The organism is Cryobacterium sp. TMT2-14, assembly GCF_004402465.1.
In the GTDB taxonomy this organism is placed as follows: Bacteria; Actinomycetota; Actinomycetes; order Actinomycetales; family Microbacteriaceae; genus Cryobacterium; species Cryobacterium sandaracinum.
This window is the reverse complement of sequence record NZ_SOFV01000007.1, coordinates 78,218-97,842: the sequence shown is the minus strand read 5'-3', so window position 1 is coordinate 97,842 and position 19,625 is coordinate 78,218. Positions and strand designations below refer to the sequence as shown.

The 19,625-nt window shown below is 67.7% G+C and carries 18 protein-coding genes, 1 tRNA gene and 2 pseudogenes; 7 read left to right on the top strand and 14 right to left on the bottom strand.

Annotated features, from left to right (window positions below; all coding sequences use genetic code 11):
* Both E3O28_RS01905 and E3O28_RS01900 read right to left on the bottom strand, forming a co-directional pair.
* Positions 1 to 2,508 (bottom strand): non-ribosomal peptide synthetase (locus E3O28_RS01905; RefSeq protein WP_134415091.1); only part of this gene is annotated, 2,508 nt, incomplete at its 3' end.
* A 120-nt stretch (positions 2,509 to 2,628) separates the two neighbouring features.
* A complete protein-coding gene (locus E3O28_RS01900; protein ID WP_166784707.1) occupies positions 2,629 to 3,486 on the bottom strand; it encodes a Cof-type HAD-IIB family hydrolase in 858 nt (285 codons plus the stop codon).
* Positions 3,487 to 3,736: 250 nt separating this feature from the next.
* Here E3O28_RS01900 and E3O28_RS01895 point away from each other — a divergent pair, with 250 nt between their 5' ends.
* The gene (locus tag E3O28_RS01895) at positions 3,737 to 4,522 is read left to right on the top strand and encodes an acetoin reductase (protein WP_104100116.1); all 786 of its coding nucleotides are present in this window, start codon (positions 3,737 to 3,739) and stop codon (positions 4,520 to 4,522) included.
* A gap of 138 nt (positions 4,523 to 4,660) precedes the next feature.
* Here the strand turns inward: E3O28_RS01895 and E3O28_RS16640 are convergent.
* From E3O28_RS16640 to E3O28_RS01865, 7 genes and pseudogenes are all read right to left on the bottom strand, one after another.
* Positions 4,661 to 5,166, bottom strand: a pseudogene (locus E3O28_RS16640) (YihY/virulence factor BrkB family protein); the annotation flags it as partial.
* Positions 5,167 to 5,226: 60 nt separating this feature from the next.
* A complete protein-coding gene (locus E3O28_RS16635; RefSeq protein ID WP_198411521.1) occupies positions 5,227 to 5,538 on the bottom strand; it encodes a hypothetical protein in 312 nt (103 codons plus the stop codon).
* A gap of 116 nt (positions 5,539 to 5,654) precedes the next feature.
* A tRNA-Arg gene (locus E3O28_RS01885) sits at positions 5,655 to 5,729 on the bottom strand.
* Between the two features lie 57 nt (positions 5,730 to 5,786).
* On the bottom strand, positions 5,787 to 6,815 hold the full coding sequence (locus tag E3O28_RS01880) for a CHAP domain-containing protein (protein WP_134415089.1): 1,029 nt from the start codon (positions 6,813 to 6,815) through the stop codon (positions 5,787 to 5,789).
* Positions 6,816 to 6,922: 107 nt separating this feature from the next.
* Complete coding sequence (locus tag E3O28_RS01875) at positions 6,923 to 7,420, bottom strand: HNH endonuclease (protein ID WP_104100118.1); 498 nt, start codon at positions 7,418 to 7,420, stop codon at positions 6,923 to 6,925.
* 363 nt (positions 7,421 to 7,783) lie between these two features.
* On the bottom strand, positions 7,784 to 8,674 hold the full coding sequence (locus E3O28_RS16630; protein ID WP_241972971.1) for a C40 family peptidase: 891 nt from the start codon (positions 8,672 to 8,674) through the stop codon (positions 7,784 to 7,786).
* 263 nt (positions 8,675 to 8,937) lie between these two features.
* Positions 8,938 to 9,645 carry a metal-dependent transcriptional regulator gene (locus E3O28_RS01865; RefSeq protein ID WP_134342244.1) on the bottom strand — a complete coding sequence of 236 codons (708 nt, stop codon included), beginning with the start codon at positions 9,643 to 9,645 and terminating at the stop codon, positions 8,938 to 8,940.
* A 73-nt stretch (positions 9,646 to 9,718) separates the two neighbouring features.
* On the opposite strand from E3O28_RS01865, the gene serC reads away from it, so the two are divergent.
* Positions 9,719 to 10,837, top strand: coding sequence for a phosphoserine transaminase (gene serC, locus E3O28_RS01860; RefSeq protein ID WP_104100120.1), 1,119 nt, complete (start codon positions 9,719 to 9,721; stop codon positions 10,835 to 10,837).
* An 8-nt stretch (positions 10,838 to 10,845) separates the two neighbouring features.
* A pseudogene (locus E3O28_RS01855) lies at positions 10,846 to 11,016 on the top strand (DUF2530 domain-containing protein); the annotation flags it as partial.
* Here E3O28_RS01855 and E3O28_RS16800 read toward each other — a convergent pair.
* Positions 10,942 to 11,580: a DUF3027 domain-containing protein gene (locus E3O28_RS16800; protein ID WP_134415087.1), complete on the bottom strand. Its 639-nt coding sequence runs from the start codon at positions 11,578 to 11,580 to the stop codon at positions 10,942 to 10,944. The pseudogene E3O28_RS01855 and the gene E3O28_RS16800 sit on opposite strands and share 75 nt — an antisense overlap.
* Entirely contained in the window at positions 11,573 to 11,953 is a 381-nt protein-coding gene (locus E3O28_RS01845; protein ID WP_104171911.1) for a cold shock domain-containing protein, read from the bottom strand. Before E3O28_RS01845 ends, E3O28_RS16800 begins: the two co-directional genes overlap by 8 nt.
* 93 nt (positions 11,954 to 12,046) lie before the next feature.
* Here E3O28_RS01845 and E3O28_RS01840 point away from each other — a divergent pair, with 93 nt between their 5' ends.
* Genes E3O28_RS01840 through E3O28_RS01830 form a run of 3 tightly spaced genes read left to right on the top strand, consistent with a single transcriptional unit; the run spans position 12,047 to position 15,895 of the window.
* Positions 12,047 to 12,322, top strand: a complete 276-nt coding sequence (locus E3O28_RS01840) for a hypothetical protein (RefSeq protein WP_134342241.1) — start codon at positions 12,047 to 12,049, stop codon at positions 12,320 to 12,322.
* A gap of 2 nt (positions 12,323 to 12,324) precedes the next feature.
* On the top strand, positions 12,325 to 14,199 hold the full coding sequence (locus E3O28_RS01835; protein WP_134342240.1) for a helicase-associated domain-containing protein: 1,875 nt from the start codon (positions 12,325 to 12,327) through the stop codon (positions 14,197 to 14,199).
* 40 nt (positions 14,200 to 14,239) lie between these two features.
* The gene (locus E3O28_RS01830; RefSeq protein ID WP_104100124.1) at positions 14,240 to 15,895 is read left to right on the top strand and encodes a DNA repair helicase XPB; all 1,656 of its coding nucleotides are present in this window, start codon (positions 14,240 to 14,242) and stop codon (positions 15,893 to 15,895) included.
* Positions 15,896 to 15,914: 19 nt separating this feature from the next.
* On the opposite strand, the gene E3O28_RS01825 is transcribed toward E3O28_RS01830, so the two are convergent.
* Genes E3O28_RS01825 through E3O28_RS01815 form a run of 3 tightly spaced genes read right to left on the bottom strand, consistent with a single transcriptional unit; the run spans position 15,915 to position 18,806 of the window.
* Complete coding sequence (locus E3O28_RS01825) at positions 15,915 to 16,643, bottom strand: pyrimidine reductase family protein (protein WP_134373905.1); 729 nt, start codon at positions 16,641 to 16,643, stop codon at positions 15,915 to 15,917.
* The gene (gene folP, locus E3O28_RS01820; RefSeq protein WP_104171865.1) at positions 16,643 to 17,551 is read right to left on the bottom strand and encodes a dihydropteroate synthase; all 909 of its coding nucleotides are present in this window, start codon (positions 17,549 to 17,551) and stop codon (positions 16,643 to 16,645) included. The genes E3O28_RS01825 and folP overlap by 1 nt, the downstream gene beginning before the upstream one ends.
* 10 nt (positions 17,552 to 17,561) lie before the next feature.
* Positions 17,562 to 18,806 (bottom strand): FAD-dependent oxidoreductase, encoded by a 1,245-nt coding sequence (locus tag E3O28_RS01815; protein WP_104100127.1) that lies wholly within the window; start codon positions 18,804 to 18,806, stop codon positions 17,562 to 17,564.
* A 108-nt stretch (positions 18,807 to 18,914) separates the two neighbouring features.
* Here E3O28_RS01815 and E3O28_RS01810 point away from each other — a divergent pair, with 108 nt between their 5' ends.
* Positions 18,915 to 19,607, top strand: coding sequence for a response regulator transcription factor (locus E3O28_RS01810; RefSeq protein ID WP_104100128.1), 693 nt, complete (start codon positions 18,915 to 18,917; stop codon positions 19,605 to 19,607).
* Positions 19,608 to 19,625: the final 18 nt, after the last annotated feature.

The window sequence follows — 19,625 nt, the reverse complement described above, 5'->3', positions numbered from 1 at the left end:
GGCCGGCCACGAGCCGCGGGCGGCGCCCATGCGGGCGGCCGGGGACCCGGCCCAGCGTTCACCCGGCGGCACCGGTCCGGAGACGGCCGAGCCCGGCTCGATTACGGCGCCCCGCCCGATGTCGGCGCCGCCGAGCAGTGCGCTGCGGGAGCCGACCGTGGCGCCGGCGCCGATCCGCACCGGCCCGATGCGCAGCACGTCGCCGTCGATCCAGTAGCCGGACAGGTCGGTCTCGGGTTCGATGGCTGCCCCGGCACCGATGTCCAGCATTCCGGTTACCGGCGGCAGGGAGTGCAGGTCGACGTCGGTGCCGATGCGGGCGCCGAGAGCCCTGGCGTAGTAGCTGATCCAGGGGGCACCGGCCAGGCTCACGGCATCCGAGAGCAGTGCCACCTGTTCGGCGAGCCAGAGGCGCAGGTGCACCGATCCGCCGCGCGGATAGTTGCCGGGCTCCACGCCGCGCAGCAGCAGCCGGGCGGCGACGACGGAGATGGCCATTTTGCCGGGCGGGGTGACGAAGAGCACGAACCCGAGCGCCACCCACCACCAGGAGATGGTGGGCGCGAAGGAGGCGCCTGACCAGCCCGCGAGCAGGTTGTTCGCCGCCGAGAGGTAGACCAGCCAGCGCGCGCCGACCAGCACGTGCAGCGGCACGCCCAGCAGGGTGATGGCGAGGCGGCTGCGCCGGGGCACCGGCTGAACCTCCCGCACGATACTCGCCGCCGCGGGTGCGCGTCCGTCGAGCTCGTCGGCGAGGGAACCGATCCGGGGGTAGTCGTAGATGTCGGAGACTCGGGTGTCGGGGAACCGCTCGCGGACGGTCGACACGAACTGGGCCGCGGAGAGCGACCCGCCGCCGTGGGCGAAGAAGTCCGCGTCGGGGCCGTCGGCCGACACCCCGAGGATGGCGGCCCAGCCGACGGCAAGCCACGCCGCCGTCGGCGAGAAGGCCTCCGCCTGCTCACCCCCGGTGGCGGGAAGGGGCCAGGGCAGGGCACCGCGGTCCACCTTGCCGGAGGTACGCGTGGGCAGCTCGTCGACGACGTGCACCAGCGGCACGAGCGCGGCCGGCAATTCTTCGCGCAGACGAATGTTGGCGGCCGCCCGGTCGAAGAGGGCCCCCTCCACCTGGGCCAGGTAGCCGACCAGGATCTGGTTGCCGGCCGGGGTTCTCTGCACGACCGCGGCCGCTCCGGCCACCCCCGGGAGCGCGCGCAGGGCCGCCTCGATCTCGCCGAGTTCGATACGCCGGCCGCCGAGCTTGACCTGGTCATCGGCCCGGCCGACGAACACGAGACCCTCGCGCTCGTAGCGCACCAGGTCGCCGCTGCGGTAGGCGCGGTGCCAGCCCAGCTCGGTATGCGGGGCGTACTTCTCGGTGTCCTTGCCGGCGTCGAGGTAGCGGGCCAGCCCGACCCCGCCGATAATGAGCTCCCCGGTCTCGCCGTGGGCCACCCGGGCACCGGCGGCGTCCACCACGGCAAGGTTCCAGCCGGCCAGAGGAAGCCCGATCCGCACCGGCCCGCGGCCGTCGAGCAGGGCGGCGCAGGCGACGACGGTGGCCTCGGTCGGGCCATACGTGTTCCAGACCTCCCGGCCGCGCACGGCGAGGCGCGAGGCGAGCTCGGGTGGGCAGGCTTCGCCGCCGAAGATCAGCAGCCGCACCCGCTCCAGCGATTCCTCCGGCCACAGGGCCGCGAGGGTCGGCACCGTCGACACCACGGTGATGCCGTGCTTGATCAACCACGGGCCCAGGTCGACCCCCGAGCGCACCAGGGAGCGGGGCGCCGAGACGAGGCAGGCACCGTTCCGCCAGGCCAGCCACATCTCCTCGCAGGAGGCGTCGAAGGCCACAGAAAGGCCGGCCAGCACCCGGTCCGCGGGACCGATCGGGTCCGACCGGAGGAACAGGTCGGCCTCCCCGTCGACGAACGCGGCGGCGGAGCGGTGGGCCACCGCCACCCCCTTGGGCACCCCGGTGGAGCCCGAGGTGAAGATCACCCAGGCATCGTCGTCGGGGGCCGGCATGGCGCCGATCGTGCCGGCGAGGGCCAGGTCGTCCCCGGGCGCCAGCATCCGTTCGGCGAACATCTCCGCGTCGATGCCGGTGCGCACCTCGAACACGCCGCCCGCCCCGATCACGCCCACGACCCGGGCCTCGCCGAAGACGAGCCGGGCGCGTTCCTCGGGGTCGTCGGCGTCGACGGGCACGTAGGAGGCGCCGACCAGGAGGGTCGCCAGAATGGAGAGATACAGTTCCCGGGTTCCCGACGGGATCCGGATGCCGACGGTGTCGCCGCGGCGCACCCCGCGGCGACTGAGCTGCTCCGCCTGCTCGGTGACCAGGCGCACCAGATCCCGGTAGTTGATCGCCCCGTCGACGTCTTCGAGGGCGAGCGCGCCCGGATGCCGACCGGCGGTCGCGAGCAGGATGTCGACCAGGGTGCGGGCCGGCGCCGCGCGGTGTCCGGCCTCGAGCACGTCCTGGCCGGGCTCAATCGGGGTCAGGGTCACGCAGGCTCCTCGTCCAGGTCGCGGTGCCAGCCACCGCGCGCCACCAGTTTAGAACCCGCAGGTAACAGGGAGGTGTCCGGTTACGGTGACACCGGCGACGGGTGCCGCGACGCGTCAGATCAGACCATGGCGGCGGAAGGCGTTCCAGACGCCGTCGCCCTGCACGGTGGTGGTGACCTCGTCGGCGTAGGCCTTGACGGCATCCGAGGCGTTGCCCATGGCGATGCCGACCCCGCAGACCTGCAGCATCTCGATGTCGTTGCTGCTGTCACCGATGCCGAGGGCGGATGCCGCGTCGAGGCCGAGCCGGTCGAGGAGCCGCAGGATCGTGGAGCCCTTGTTCACACCATTCAGCGTCACCTCGCCGCTGCCGCGCCCCATGTGCGGGATGGTTCCGGTGATGACATGGAAGTCTCCGCTGAGCGCGTCCGACACCCGGTCGTACGCCCGGAGGTCGCCGGCGAGGAACACCGACTTCGCGATGCCCGTGAGGCTGAAGGGGCGCACATCGGCGAAGGCCTTCAGCGCCGGGTGTGCGACGGCACCGGTGACGGATGCCGTCGCATACCCGGCTCCCGCCTTCCGCTTTTCGCCGGACGCGTAGTAGTCCGCGAAGCGGTCATGCACGCCGGGGCTCGGAAACAGCTCGTCAAAGGACTGCAGGTAGAAGTCGTACCCTGACTCCTCATAGAAGCTGATCATGCGGGCCACGGCCGCTTCGGGCATCGTGCGTTCGATCACGAGCTCATCGCCGATCTCCGCGAACCCGCCGCCGGAGCTGATGAAACCGTCGAATCCGATGTCGCGGATCGCGGGGTAGATCTCCACGGACGCCCGTCCGGTGCTGAGGTACACCAGGTGCCCGTTGTGCCGGGCGGCGCGCACCGCGTCGATCGCCGACTCCGCGATCATCGAGCCGGTCTCCATGAGCGTGCCGTCGGCGTCGACGAACGCGATGCGGGGGGAAATCATGAGGCACTCCAGACAAGGTGGTCTCCGGGACGTGTGCATCATCGGAGACGACCGGAGTGTGGTGATCGTATACATCGACGCTAGCTGCTGAGGCGTGTACCGCGTGACCGGATAACATCGGCGAACCGGTCGACAGAACTGTCGCCTAGCCTGAAGGGGTCCGGATGATCGTCTGACCGACACCGTCAGGGCTGCGGGCCAACGACGCCAAACGGCGCTCAGCATGCCCGAACCAGAAATGAGAAATACCATGACCGTTTCGAACAAAGTCGCACTCGTCACCGGAGCCGGGCAGGGAATCGGACGCGGCATCGCACTCCGCCTCGCCCAGGACGGCTTCGACATCGCCGTCGCCGACCTCGACTTCCAGGCAGAAAAGGGGGCCGGTGTCGTCGCCGAAATCGAGGCTTTCGGGCGCAGGGCCGTCTTCGTCACCGCCGACGTCTCCAACCGCGATGATGTGTTCGCCGCCGTCGACACCGCGGCCGAGAAGCTCGGCGGATTCGACGTGATCGTCAACAACGCCGGCATCGCCCAGGTCACGCCCATGCTCGAGGTCACGGCGGACGATCTGGAGAAGATCTTCCGCATCAACGTGAACAGCGTCGTCTGGGGGATCCAGGCCGCGGTCGCGAAGCTCGACGAACTCGGCCACGCCGGCAAGATCATCAACGCCGCCTCCATCGCCGCCATCCAGGGCTTCCCCATCCTCGGCGCCTACTCGGCCTCGAAGTTCGCCGTCCGCGGCATCACTCAGGCTGCCGCCCAGGAGCTCGCACCTCGGGGCATCACGGTCAACGCCTACGCCCCCGGCATCGTCGGCACCGGCATGTGGGACCTGATCGACGAGAAGCTCAGCGCCATCAACGGCAAGCCGCTCGGCCAGAACCTCAAGGAAAACGTCGACGGCATCGCGCTCGGCCGCATCGAGACCCCGGAGGACGTCGCCAAGATCGTGTCGTTCTTCGCCGGCCCCGACTCCGACTACGTCACCGGCCAGGTCCTGCTCGTCGACGGCGGGATGCTCTACAACTAGGGCCTGGAGCGCCCCGGGGAACGACGCTCAGTGACACCCGGAGGCGAGGTTGGGAGCAATCCGGACCTCGCCATCCGTGCGCGGACGCTGGGTGTCCCTGGAAGGATTCGAATCCCCAACCGGTTCCCGGCCGTCGCCCTATTTCTTCTTCTTCGACTCGCTGTCGTCACTCGTTCGTCTGTTCAGCCGCAACCGTCGGCCGATCGCGATGCCCTCTTGTACCTTGTCAGCGGCCTTGTCGCTCTTGCGGGTGTCCCGCGGCGGCAGCTGAAGTTCTTCTTCTGCGGCGATGCCCGCCTGCAGCTCACGGCCTTGTTCCAGCTCGGCGTCGAATTCGGCACCGAAGAGCAGGGCGAGGTTGGCTATCCACAGCCAGAGCAGGAACACCACGATGCCGGCCAGGGAATCATACGTGCGGTCGTAGTTGGGGAAAATAGTGACGTAGAGGCCGAACAGGAATGAGGAGATACCAGAGTGAGGAATGCGAGTAACGCACCCAGGCTGATCCATCGGAACTTGGGCTGCTGGGCGTTGAGGTTGCCTAGTACAGGATTGCGATCCCGGCTGAACGCGCCGACGCACCCGGATGCCGACCACAGCGCCAACAGGATCCCGACGACGAGGGCGACGCCGACCGCCGGCGACGAGCTGAACTGCCCGAGCGGGGAACTGTGGGCAGGGCTGCGGTCGACGCTGCAGCGCTTTCACTGGGGATATCGCGAGGCCGGGTCTACGTCCTGATCAAGCGTCACCAGGACGGGACGGGGCTGCTGATGCAGCACATACCACCAGGACGGCTTGGCGATCTCGCTCAGCGAGTCGGGTTTGCGGGAATCGTCGGACGCCGGTGCTCGCTCGCTTTTTTCGCGCACGCTATTTTTGCCATGGGTGCTCTCCTCGGCTTCGCCAGCGATCGATTCGTGCGCGCATCCGTTGCGCCGCCGCTGAGTGAGTTCGATTAGTTTCATTGACTCCGGGAAGGAATTCAAACCAAATCTGCACATCAGATCAATCACACTATTTCCGTGACGAAACGGGAAATTCCCCGACTTTAAAGGAGGAAGTCGACCGCTCCGTGGACACGTCGACACAAGGGCGATGTGCTGGTCGGTCGGCATCGACCGATGATTAGTGGTGCCCCTGGAGGGATTCGAACCCCCAACCGTTTCCTTAGGACGGAACTGCTCTTCCGTTGAGCTACAGAGGCTGGCTACTGAAGTTTAGTGGTTGTCTGCCGGCGCCGCAGCGCACCGCTGCGACGCGCTTACGTCGGCGGGTACAGGAAGAGCGGAACCTCACTGGCCGACACGGTGCGCGTGTTGTACGCGTGACTGCCGTTCCAGTTGTATTCCTCGAGAATGACCGAGCCGTCGCTGTTGACCGACTGCACGTAGGCCACGTGGTTGTAGTTGAACCAGGCGACCGCGCCGACGACGGGAGTGTCGCCGGTGGCCCAGCCCTGGTCAGCCCAGGCGCTGGCCCAGTTGCTCGCGTTGCCGCCGCTGGGGGTGAGCTTGCTCCAGGTCCAGGTCCACGGGGAGCCGGTCGACCCGGCGTCGCGGTTGAGCCGATATGCCACGAAGTCCACGCATTCGCGGTAATAGTAGCCAAGCGGAGACAGCCCGCCGCCCTGGGTGTCGGTGGCCCGGTCGAACCACGGGTAGTCGTCGCCCTTGGCACGCACGCTGTATACAGCGAAGTCGGTGGCAGCCGATCGGGCTGCCTCGGCGGTCTGCTGGGCGGCCAGCGCACGCTTGGCCTCGGCATCCCGCTGGGCGAGTTCCTCGCTCGTGGTCGCCGTGAAACCGTCGCGAGCGACGGTGATGGCTGCGGCGCCACTGTCCACCGTGACGCCCTGCGTGTCGGCAACCCGCGAAGTCGTCGAGGCGGTGTCGCTCGAACCGGGCGCGAACGCATAGGCCGGAAGGCCGGCGGTGAGGAACAGTCCCGGAATGGCCAGCAGGGTCACGGCGATTTTCATGGGCCGCCGGCGGCGCGACCGGGGCACCGGGCGGCTGACGGCCGGTGCGACCCGCGGGGAAGCGACCGGATTGAGCCGGTTGCTCCGCGCCGCGATCGATGCCTTTTCGAGGTCCAGAGCCTTGGTTTCCGCCACCGCAACCGCATCGGGAATGCGCACAGCCACCGGCACGTCCATGCGCACCGGAGTGTTCACGGTGGCGTCGGCTCGGGTCTCTGCCGCCTCACGCTGCGCACGCAGTTCGCGGCGCGAGAGCGGAAAAATCGGGGTCTCTGGCGAACCAGAAGTGCCGGGTACGCCGGGTTGGGGCAAAAGAAGATCCTCTAACGCACCGAGATCGAGGTTCGGCGCTCCTCAACCATAGGCGACGGCGATCGGGAAGTCACCTTCGGGCGTTACATCCCTGTTACATTCGCGGGTCAGGCGGCAGGAGCAAGGAATTCATCCCACTGCGGTAACGGCCGCTCAGCGCCGCGCACCACCCAGGTCGTGCCGACCGGCAATCCCGGGTGGAACAAGAGTTTCCAGCCCATCTCGGCCGGCGTCCGGTCGCTTTTTAGGTTGTTGCAGCGCAGGCAGCAGGCCACGAGGTTGTCCCAGGTGTCCCGACCTCCGCGCGACCGAGGCATTACGTGGTCGATCGTGCTGGCGGTCTTGCCGCAGTACCCGCAGCGATGCTCGTCCCGGCGCAACACGCCGCGACGGCTGACCGGCACGGCCCTGGACCGAGGGATGCGCACGTAACGCGTGAGCAAGATGACGCTCGGTCGCTCCCAGGAACCGGAGGCGGCACAGATCGGATGCCCCTGGTCGGCCTGCACGATCGTTGCCTTGTGATTCATGACCAGCACGAGTGCTCGTTTGAAGGACACCACGGCAAGGGGCTCATACCCCGCATTGAGGACCAGTGTGCGCATGCGTTCCCTTTCGAAAAGGGCTGGACGGCTTCCAGCCATTCGAACTACGACAGTCAGTGAGAAGGAGCGAACAGGCAAACAAAAAGGGCGCCGTCACCATGACAACGCCCTACCGGCCACACGGTGTCCCTGACACGCGCAACTCAAGTTTGCTCGACTGCTCTGCCGCAGCGCGGAGCGGCAGCGCACATCCATGGTGTGGATCGTGCGCCGCTCGCGCATGGGCTCTCCCGAAAACTCGCAAAACATCAGAGCAACAGGTTAACCCACATTCGGCGCCACCGCGAAGTGCGGGACGCCGAATGTGCTAGGTGTTACGAAACATTCATCTGGCAGCCGGCCGGCTCGGATCTTCCGGCAGGCTCAGATGCCGAGCCGCACGATGTAGTACGAGCTGGTCCAGATCGGCTGCACGCGCACGGCCGCCCCCTCATACGGCGCATGCAGGATGTTGCCGTTGCCTGCATAGAACCCGTCGTGGCCGTCCATGATGACGAGGTCACCCGGCTGAGCCTCAGATTCGGGGATTCGGGTGCCCGCCGCGCCCTGCCCGGTCGAGGAATGCGGCAGCGAGATGCCGAACTGCGCGTAGACGTACATGATGAAACCGGAACAATCGAAGCCGGCCGGGGTGGCCCCGCCGTAGACATAGGGGACACCCTGGTAGCCGGCCGCGACACTGTAGACGGATGCCAGGTCGAAATTCGGGTATGCCGGGGCAGCCAGGTAGTCGGCCGACGACGGACCGGAATACGACGCGGCATAGGAGGTCATCGCGGCCGCGGCTTCCTGTCGGCGCCCCTCGGCTGCCGCTGCCTCGGACGCGGCAACGGCCGCCGCTGCTGCGGCCGCTGCCGCTGCCAGTTCCTCGGGGGTGGTGGCGGTGAACCCGTCGCGCGCGACGCTCACGGTATCGGCCGCGGCGGCGACCGCCACGGACTGCGCACCCGATTCGGTCAACTCGGCCGAGGCCGTTGACGCGTACTCCTTTTCGGTCGGCGCGAACGCATAGGCCGGGATGGCCATGGTCGCGACGAGGCCGCCGGCGAGAGTCATGAACACGATGTTCGCCACGGCGCCTCGGCGGCGTGACCGCCGGCCGGAACGGGGACTGGCGGCCCGATAGTGGCTGAGCTCCGCGTGTTCATTGTCGTTGGTGATGGAAGCGCGGGTGATGGGAGGGCTGGTGATGGATCCGGTGGTGGCTACCGAGTTCGGGGCTCGACGGAAGATCTTCTTACCTAATGCGGCCAAAGTGATTACCTCCGACGCCTCGACAACACTAGGTAGTTGCCCCGTCGACTGCGCTCGTCGCGTGTGTAAGGAACGAATCAAGAGACGGGCAAGAAAGGCGTCTTGATCCGTGTCCGTCGACCGGAATCTGGACTGTGGACGACTCCAAGCTAACTGACGCTCATCCGTTTGTCACGCCGCAGGCTACTTTTTCTAACATATTGATAACAAAATTGTGGGGCGAGTGATCAATGGTGACGGGGCAGGCGGTGACCGCCGAATGGCTAGGCGACCGCTGCCGGCGTGGCGACGAAGATGTGGCCGGCGACCTCGTTGGGCAGTTCCAGTCCGTCCTCGAACCCATGCACCTGCACGAGCACATAGGAGCCCACGGCGGAGAAAACCCCCGTGGCCCCGGGGAGCACACCGGAGTTTTTCAGCTGGGCCAGGAGCTCGGGGTCGACCTGAACGGGTTCGCCCAGACGGCGCACCACGGCGGTGACCGGACCGGCAGATCCGGCGACCAGGTCGACGAGGCTCGTCACCCCGGCCATGAACGCGACGGCCGGCGAATCGCCCAGCTCATCGAGGCCGGGGATGGGGTTGCCATACGGAGACTCGGTCGGGTGATCGAGCATCTCCAGGATTTTGCGCTCCACCCGCTCACTCATCACATGCTCCCAGCGGCATGCTTCGTCGTGGACGAATTCCCATTCGAGCCCGATTACGTCGCTGAGCAGGCGTTCCGCAAGCCGATGTTTGCGCATCACATGCACGGCCTTGCTGCGTCCGTCGACGGTGAGCTCGAGGTGCCGGTCGCCGGAGACGACTACGAGGCCATCCCGTTCCATCCGGGCCACGGTCTGCGATACGGTCGGCCCGGAGTGCCCGAGGCGTTCCGAGATGCGTGCTCGGAGGGGAACGATGTGCTCCTCTTCGAGATCGAGAATCGTGCGGAGGTACATTTCGGTGGTGTCGATGAGATCCGTCATGCCCAGCGTTCCTCTCGGCTCGGTGCGTACTGCCCAACCTTATCGCCGCGAGAGCGGCCGTTAGAATCGCCCTATGTCGAACCTGATAATTCCCACGGAACTTCTGCCCGATGATGGACGATTTGGCTGCGGCCCGTCGAAAGTTCGAAAAGGACAACTCGAACACCTCTTAGAGTTCAGCGCGAGTGTGATGGGCACCTCCCATCGCCAGGCACCCGTCAAGAACTTGGTCGGTCGCGTGCGCACCGGCCTCGCGGACCTCCTTCGCGCCCCTGCCGGTTATGAAGTCATTATCGGCAACGGCGGGTCCACCGCGTTCTGGGACGCCGCCGCGTTCTCCCTTATTCTCCGCCGCAGCCAGAACCTCGTCTTCGGCGAGTTCGGCGGCAAGTTCGCCGCGGCCGCGGCCGCTCCGTTCCTCGAAGCGCCCGACGTGGTCAAGGCCCCGGCCGGATCGCGCAGCGAGTTCGTCGTGACCGAGGGTGTCGACGTCTACGCCTGGCCCCAGAACGAGACCTCGACCGGCGTCATGGCTCCGGTCACCCGCGTGGTTGCCGACCCCAACGCCCTGACGGTGATCGACGCCACCAGCGCGGCGGCCGGTATCGACTACGAGGCCGACCAGGCGGATGTCTACTACTTCGCGCCGCAGAAAAACCTCGCCTCCGACGGAGGCCTGTGGATGGCGCTCTTCTCCCCCGCCGCGATCGAGCGCGTCGAGCAGATCGCCGCGAGCGGGCGCTACATTCCCGAGTTCCTCAGCCTGAAGAACGCGATCGACAACTCGCGCCTCAACCAGACTCTGAACACTCCGGCCGTGGCCACGCTTCTTTTGATCGAGAACCAGCTCGACTGGATCAACGGAAGCGGCGGCCTGGCGTGGGCGTCCGCGCGCACCCTTGAATCGTCATCCGTTCTCTACGACTGGGCCGAGAGCGTGCCGTTCGCGACGCCGTATGTCACCGACCCGGAGCACCGGTCACAGGTGGTCGCGACGATCGACTTCGACGACGCGATCGATGCCGCCGCCATCGCCAAGACCCTGCGCGCCAACGGGATCTCCGACACCGAGCCCTACCGCAAGCTCGGCCGCAACCAGTTGCGGGTTGCCACCTTCACCGCGATCGAGCCCGGAGACGTGCGCCAGCTCGTCCGCTCGATCGAGTTCGTGGTGCAGAACCTGGGCAAGTAGGCCTCGACATGCGGCTCTGGCTGAGAGACAGTGAGCGTCGGCCAGACCCGCTGCCGGCTCGAACGAATTCCCGCAAGGCTTTCCTTGCGGGCTCCGCCGGCTGGCTAGTGGCGCTCGCGCTCGCGCTCGTCTTCCGGGACGAACTCGCCGCCGCCGGGGTGGGCTGGTGGCTCTGGGCTGCCCTCATCGGCCTCGGCCTCGGCCTGCTCGGGATTGCCTGGGTACGGTTCCGGCGCCGTTAGGGCCGCACCGAAGTCGATCCCGTCAAGCACATCTTCGCCGCGGTCTTCGTCGTCGTCTGACTCGTCGCCGTCATCGCCGTCATCGTCGTCGTCAGATTCGTCCTCGTCGTCAGATTCGTCGTCGTCGTCCGATTCGTCATCATCGCCCAACGCCTCGGCGTCGGCCACGGCCGCAGCCAGTTCCTGGGCCGTGCGGTAGTCGGCCAGGCGGTCAGACCACGGCACCCACTCCGGCGCGATCAGGGCGTCGTCGCCCGGCGTGAGCTCGGCTTCCAGAACCGACGGCTCGGAGCTCTTGTCCACCCGGGCGAGGGTGACCGTCCAACGCCAGCCCGGGTAGCCGGACAGGTTGCAGTCGAACAGCAGCGAGAGCACATGCTCGCCTTCGACAAGGTGGCCGAGGGGTTCGCCGATGCTGTCGGCCGGCGTGATCTCCAGCAGCGCGGTGCGCGCCTGGTCGACCGCGGACAGCAGGCGCTCGTCGGCAGCGGCCTCAGGCATCGAGTTCCTCCGCGACCTTGCGCAGCATGGCCGCGATCTTGTGGCTGTGGGTTTTGTCGGGGTAGCGGCCGCGACGCAGGCTCGCTCCGATGCCGTCGAGGAGTTTCACCAGGTCCTCGACAATGACGGCCATGTCGTCAGCCGGCTTGCGGCTGAGTTTGACCAGGCTCGGCGGTGCCTCGAGAACGCGAACGGACAGCGCCTGAGCGCCCCGCTTGCCGTCGGCGATGCCGAATTCGAGCTTCGTTCCTGCCTTGACCGTGACTCCGGCGGGCAGTGCAGAAGCGTGGAGAAAGACCTCGTGGCCGTCATCAGAGGTGATGAAGCCGAAACCTTTCTCCTCGTCGTAGAACTTGACCTTGCCGGTGGGCATCTGGACCTCGCTGGATTCCGGGCGCGCGGATTGCGCGCCAACCACCCCCAGCCTATTCGGTCGGACCGGTTCCCGCCCCGTATCCTTGAGTCTGTGACCAATCAAATTCCACCCGCCGCGAGCCGGCTCGAACGCATCCTTGCTTACATGGTTGCGGGTGTGGTGGGTCTGTCCATCCTCGCGTTCCTTGCCGTCATCCTCGGCACAGCGGCCGGGGCCGGGGCGGACAACGGTTTCGGCCAGGGGGTCTGGCCGGCGGTGCTTGCTTTGCCGCTGTTTGGATTGCCTCTCGGATTCGTGCTGATCATCGTCCTCATGGTGATGTCCGGCATGCGTCGCGCTCGTGAGGCACGACAGAATAAGGAGTAGCAATGCTCACACTCGCTTCGCGCCTTCGGGCGCTGGATGACGCAACGTTGCGTCGCACGATCGACATCCGCATGGTCTCGGCCACGGGCATCCGTGATTTCTTCGACCTGGCCGAGGCTCTCCTCGAACCAACCGCAATCCAACGGGTGCTGGCACGGCTCGATCGGGCCACCCTCGCCGTTCTCGCCGTCGCCGGTGAGCTCAGCCAGGGAACGGAGGTCGGCACGGCTGCCGCGCCGTCGCTGTTCGACCTCGCCGAGCGCCTGTCCGAACTGGCAGGTTCGCCCGTCGACGTGGCCGAGGTCGCCGGCCGTGCCGCCGAATTGGACTCCCTCATGCTCGCGCGCCTGACCGACGGGCGGTTCAGTTCCTACCCGGCGGTGGCCGCGCAACTGCTGACCTGGCCGGACCTGGGCCTGCCGACCGCGCTCGAGCTGGCTTCGACGCCAGCACCCGCGGCGCTGGCCAGTGTCGACACCACCGATACCCGCTTCACAGACCGTCTCGCGGCGGAGCGTGCCTTCGCCGCGGTGTCCTCCATCGCCGAACTGGTCACCGAGCTCGCCCGCGAGCCGGCCAGGGAGCTCAGCCGGGGCGGGCTCGGCCTGCCCGACACCAAGCGTCTGGCCGCCGTGATGGGGGTCGAACTCGAATTCGTGCCCTCCTTCGTCGCGACCGCGGCCCGAGCCGAACTCATCGCCCATTCCGACGGCTACTGGAATGAAACCGAAGCCGGCGAGGCCTGGCTGCTCGAGAGCACCGCCCGCCGCTGGGCAACCCTGGCCGACGCCTGGCATGCGGCCCTGCCGCCGGATGTGCGCGGGATACTCGCCCGCCGGCCCGGCGTGTCCTGGGGCGACGTGCTGCGCAGCTTCGTGGCCTGGCTCTACCCGGCCGGCGGCCAGTGGATGGACGACCGGGTCACCGAGTTCGCCGAGGACGCCGAACTGATCGGCATCACCGCCCACCAGACCACCAGCCCGGCCGGTGCATCGGTGCTGGCCGGTGACCTCGAGGCGGCCGTCGCCACCATGGCGGCCGCGCTGCCGGCGACCGGCGGCGCGGTGTACCTGCAGAACGACCTGTCGATCGTGTCCCCCGGACCGCTCGCCCCCTCGATCGACAGCCGCCTGCGGGGGCTCGCCGACGTGGAGAGCCGGGAACTCGCCCTGAGCTACCGCATCACCGCCAACTCCGTGAACCGCGCCCTGGCGGCCGGCGAAAGCGCGGAGTCACTGCTCGATTTCCTGCGCACGGTCTCCCTGACCGGCATCCCACAGCCCGTCGACTACCTGATCCGGGAATCCGCCGCCCGCTACGGGCGCGTGCGCGTCGGCCCGACGGACCCGATGGAGTCCCCGGCCCAGGCCTATGTCCAGTCCGACGACGCGGCCCTGCTGAGCACCATCGCCGTGGACCAGACGCTCGCCTCCCTCGGCCTTGTGCCTGCCGAGGGCAGCCGACTGACCAGCCGGTTCCCCTCCGACGTGGTCTTCTGGGCGCTCAGCGATGCGCGCTACCCCGTCGCCGCGGAGGACGCCACCCATGAGATCGTGCACCTGCGCCGCCACCAGCTCGCTCGGGTCGTGCCGGTGGACGCCCCGGATCCGGCCGTCACCCTGGTCGAGAGGCTGCGTGCCGCCGATGGCGGCGAGGGCCAGGCAGCGGATGCCTGGCTCGCCCGCCAGCTCGACCTGGCAATCAAGGCGAAGCAGACCGTCGTCGTCAGCATCGCCATGCCCGGCGGTGTGGTGGTCGACTATCTGCTCGAGCCGGCCAGTGTGGGCGGCGGGCGTTTCCGGGCCCGAGACCGTCGCGCCGACATCGAACGCACGCTGCCTCTGTCCAGCATTATCAGCATCACGCCGGCGCCGTAGGTGCGGGCCTTCACGCTGACCGGGCGTAGGATTGACGGCTATGTCTGATGGCCCTCTGATCGTCCAAAGTGACCGTACGGTTTTGCTCGAAGTCGCCCACCCTCTTGCCGAGGATGCGCGCCACGACCTGGCCGTGTTCGCCGAGTTGGAGCGTGCCCCCGAGCACATCCACACCTACCGCATCACCCGGCTGGGGCTGTGGAATGCCCGCGCCGCGGGGCACGACGCCTCCAACATGCTGGCCACGCTCGAAAAGTACTCGAAGTTCGCCATCCCGCAGACCGTCAGCGTGGACATCACCGAGACGGTCGGCCGGTATGGCCGGCTCATCATCGAACGTGACACCGAGGGTCAGCTCATCCTGCAGAGCAACGACCAGGCCGTGCTCACCGAGATCGCCGGGGCCCGGCGCATCGCGCCCCTCCTGATCGGGCATCCGTCGCCGGACTCGTTCCTGGTCGAGCCGTGGGCGCGCGGCCAGCTCAAACAGGAACTGGTGAAACTGGGCTGGCCGGCCGAGGACCTCGCCGGCTACACGCCGGGAACGCCGCATCCGATCGGTCTTTTGGAAGACGGTTGGGCGCTCCGGGACTACCAGAACAAGGCCGTCTCCAGCTTCTTCGACGGCGGCTCCGGCGTGGTCGTGCTGCCCTGCGGGGCCGGAAAGACGCTGGTCGGCGCCGGGGCCATGGCCACCGCCAAGACCAACACGCTCATCCTCGTCACCAACACGGTCTCCGCCCGTCAGTGGCGCGACGAACTGCAGAAGCGCACGACCCTCACCGCCGACGAGATCGGCGAGTACTCCGGGCAGGTCAAGGAGGTCAAGCCGGTCACGATCGCGACCTACCAGATCCTCACCGCCAAACGGAAGGGCGAATACGCGCACCTCGAGCTACTCGACGCCATGGACTGGGGCCTCGTCATCTACGACGAGGTGCACCTGCTGCCGGCCCCCGTGTTCAAGCTGACCGCGGAGTTGCAGGCCCGCCGCCGCCTCGGCCTCACCGCCACCCTGGTGCGCGAGGACGGCCGCGAGGGCGACGTATTCAGCCTGATCGGCCCGAAGCGGTTCGACGCGCCCTGGAAGGAGATCGAGGCCCAGGGCTTCATCTCCCCAGCCTCCTGCTTCGAGGTGCGCATCGACCTGCCCCAGTCCGAGCGACTCAGCTATGCCGCCGCCGCCGACGACGAGCGCTACCGGATGGCCGCGACCGCACCCGCGAAGCTCGACGTCGTCAAGCGCCTGGTAGCCAAGCACCCCGGAGAACGCATCCTCGTGATCGGACAGTACCTCGACCAGATCGACGAGCTCGCCGAGGCCCTGAATGCCCCCAAGCTCACCGGTGCGACCCCTGTCGACGAGCGCGAGCGCCTCTACCAGGCCTTCCGAGTCGGCGAGGAGAACCTGCTCGTGGTGTCAAAGGTCGCGAATTTCTCGGTCGACCTGCCGGAGGCCACCGTCGCCATCCAGGTTTCGGGTTCCTTCGGCTCACGCCAGGAGGAGGCGCAGCGCCTCGGCCGGCTTCTGCGGCCGAAGGAGTCCGGTCTGTCCGCGAACTTCTACACGCTGGTGGCCCGCGACACCGTCGACCAGGACTTCGCCCAGAACCGCCAGCGCTTCCTCGCCGAGCAGGGCTATAGCTACACGATCCTTGACTCGCAGAATCTGGACGCGCAGGTCGTCTCCGTCTGACCGGCGGTGAAACGGCCGGTCAGGCGGTCGGAGAGGAAGCCTTCCGGCGGGCATAGCGCAGGAACAGCATGTCCCCGGCGGTCAGCACGTGCAGCAGGGACATCTCCCGGGTGATGGCGGCGGGACCGGCGGAGATCCGTCCGGCCGGGCCGCCCTCGAGCACGGGGCTGACGGTGAGGCACAGCTCGTCGACGCAGTCGGCGTCGATCAGCGCACCGAACAGGTTCGGCCCACCCTCGCAGAGTATCTGCGCCAGACCGCGCCGAGCCAGCTCCGCCCGCATCAGCCGCGGGTCCACGACGTCCTCCCCGCAGACCAGCACGTCCGCCACCTCTGCGAGCTCCGCGCGTCGCCGCAGCGGTGACGCCGCGTGCGTCACGACCAGCGGCCGCACGGCGGCGTCCGCGAACAGCGAGTGGCTCGGCTCGAGGTCCAGCCGTGAGGACACGATGGCGACGGGCAGCTGCGCCGGAAGTCCGTGCCGGACCCGCCACGCGGCATCCGCGGGGCCCTGACGGATGCCGACGTACCCCTCGGCGCGCACCGTGCCCGCACCGACCACGATCACGTCAGCGAGCATCCGAAGGGTATCGAAGACGAGCCTGTCGTCGGCGTTCCCGAGCCCGCCACTCACACCCTCCCGGGTGGCGGCGCCGTCGAGGCTGGCGATAAAATTCACTCGCAGGTGCGGCAGAGTGCGGTCAGGCACCCGGTAACGGATGATCAGCTCGTCACGATCCAGCATCATCAGGCCAGGTTGTGGCGCACGTACGCCGGTTCGCGGAAGCCCAGGATCGCCTCGGTCATCCGCACGGCGTCGACCGCGGCGACGACGTTGTGCATCCGCACGATCCGGGCGCCCTGCAGGATGCTGTAGACGGCGGCGGCGAGCGATCCCGCGATCCGGTCGCCCCGCTCACGGTTCAGCGTCTCCCCGATGAAGTCCTTGTTCGAGACTGCGACCAGAGTGGGGTAGCCGAGGGCGGTGATCTCGCCGAGCCTCCGGGTCAGCTCGAGCGAGTGGTAGGTGTTCTTGTTCAGGTCGTGCCCGGGGTCAACGATGATGCGGGATGCCGGGACGCCGCGACTCCGGGCCAGCTCGATCCGTTCATCCAAGAAGGCTGCGACCTCGTGCACCACGTCGCCGTAGGTGGGCCCCGGCCACGGTGTGCGCGGCGGCGCGAGGCTGTGGGTGATCACCAGCGTCGCGTCGCTGTCCGCGACGACGTCAGCCATGGCCGGGTCGTGCACCCCGGTGGTGTCGTTGATCACGTGGGCGCCGGCGGCCAGGCTGGCGCGCGCCACGGCGGGATGAAAGGTGTCGACGGAGATGACGACGCCCGAGCCGCGCAGGGCCTCGACCACCGGGACGACCCGGTCGATCTCCTCCTCGATCGGAATGGACGGGCCGGGCGCGAATCTCGCCCCGCCGATGTCGACCCAGTCGGCGCCGTCCAGGATGGCGCGCCGGGCGGCCGTGACGGCCTCGTCAAGAGCGAAGGTCGCCCCCTTGTCGTAGAAGGAATCCGGCGTGCGGTTGACGATGGCCATCACGGCCACCTCACGGGAAAAATCGAACAGTCTCTCCCCGATCAGTCGCCGTGGATGGATCAGGTCGGGCAGCGCCGGGCCAGGTCGAGTGGTCGCGTTGTCCATGTCAGGTCCTTCAGTCGGGTGCTCCGGCGAGAAGTTCGTCCAGTTCAATGCTCTCATCCGCGAGCCGGGTCGTGTCGACCCGCACCTCCGTCCGGATGAAGCGCTGCACCGTCTCATTGACGTCCCACACGTTGACGTTCATGCCGGCGACGACCCTGCCGTCCAACACCCAGAACGCGATGAATTCCCGCCTCGCCGGGTCACCGCGAAACACGACCTCCGCATCCCGGGCAAGTGCGCCGTACCCCGAGTACTCCATCCCGAGGTCGAACTGGTCGGTGTAGAAGTACGGGATCGCGTCGTAGCTGACCGCCTGGTCAAGCATCGAGCGGCCGGCCGCGGCGCCGGCCCGCTCGGCGTTGTCCCAGTGCTCGACGCGCAGATGGTGCCGCAGCACGGGGTGGAAGACCGTGGCGACGTCACCCACCGCATAGACGTCCGGGTCGATGGACCGGAACGCCGCGTCGACGACGATGCCGTCGTCGACGGCCAGGCCCGCGTCCCGGGCCAGGTCCGTGTTCGGCACCGCGCCGATGCCGATGACGACGACATCGGCCGAAACGACCTCGCCGCCGGGGAGTCCCACTCCGGTGACCCTCCCCTGCGTCCCGATCAGTCGGTCGGCCTGAGTTTCCATCCGCAGATCCACCCCGTTCACGCGGTGCAGCTCCGCGAACACCGACCCGACCTCGTCGCCGATCACCGGGGCCAGCGGCACGCCGTCCCGCCCGAGCACCGTGACGGTGTTGCCGTAACCGCGGGCGGCCGCGGCGACTTCGAGACCGATCCAGCCGGCCCCGACGATCACGACCCGGCGGTTTCCCGGCTCCAGCTCGGCTCGGAGCGCCTGCGACTCGCCGACCGTGCGCAGATGGTACACCCCGGCCAGGTCTGCGCCCGGGCCGGGAAAGCGCCGTGACGACGCCCCCGTCGCGAGGAGCAATCTGTCGTAGCGCACCGATTTGCCCTCCCGCAGGGTCAGCTCGTGGGTGTCGAGCGCCAGCCCGGTCACCCGGGCACCCAGCCGTACGTCGATGCCCCGCTCGTCGTACCACGGTGCCGGGTGCACGTCGATCGTGTCCCGGGCGGCCCGCCCGGCCAGGTAGTCCTTGGAGAGGGGCGGCCGCACGTAGGGGTACTCAGTCTCCCCGGCCAGCAACACGATGCTCCCGTCGAACCCCTCGGAACGGATGGCCTCGGCCGCTCTGGCCCCGGCCAAGCCGGCCCCCACAATCGCAAAAGTCGGAACAGTCATTCTGGTCTCCCCACGCCGCGGCAGTCTGGTTTAATGACCAATCTACTCGCCAGCGCGCATACCGGGCATTTTCAGTAAACCTTCAGCTAACGCGCAGATAATATGTACATGACTGACGGCCCACGCATCCTTATTGTCGACGACGAACCCAATATCCGGGATCTCCTCACCACCAGCCTGCGTTTCGCCGGATTCGCCGTGCGAGCCGTCGGAAACGGCGCGCAGGCGATCTCCGCCGTCCTCGAGGAAGAACCCGACCTCATCATCCTTGACGTCATGCTGCCGGACATGAACGGTTTCGGAGTAACCAAGCGCCTGCGGTCCGCCGGCTACACGGCCCCGATCCTCTTCCTCACGGCGAAGGACGACACCGAAGACAAGATCACCGGCCTGACGGTCGGCGGCGACGACTACGTCACCAAGCCGTTCAGCCTCGACGAGATTGTGGCCCGGATCAAGGCCATCCTGCGCCGGACCATGCAGGCCGACGAAGACGCGATCATCCGCGCCGGCGAACTCACCATGGACCAGGACACCCACGAGGTCCTGGTCGGCGACGCCCCCATCGAACTCAGTCCGACCGAGTTCAAGCTTCTGCGCTACCTCATGCTGAACCCGAACCGGGTCCTGTCGAAGGCTCAGATTCTGGACCATGTCTGGGAGTACGACTTCAACGGTGACGCCGGCATCGTCGAGTCCTACATTTCTTACCTCCGCCGCAAGGTGGACGCGCACTCGACCGAACCCCTCATCCAGACCAAGCGCGGCTTCGGCTACATGCTCAAGGCCGCCAAGGCGTAGACACAGGCTGCGCTCATA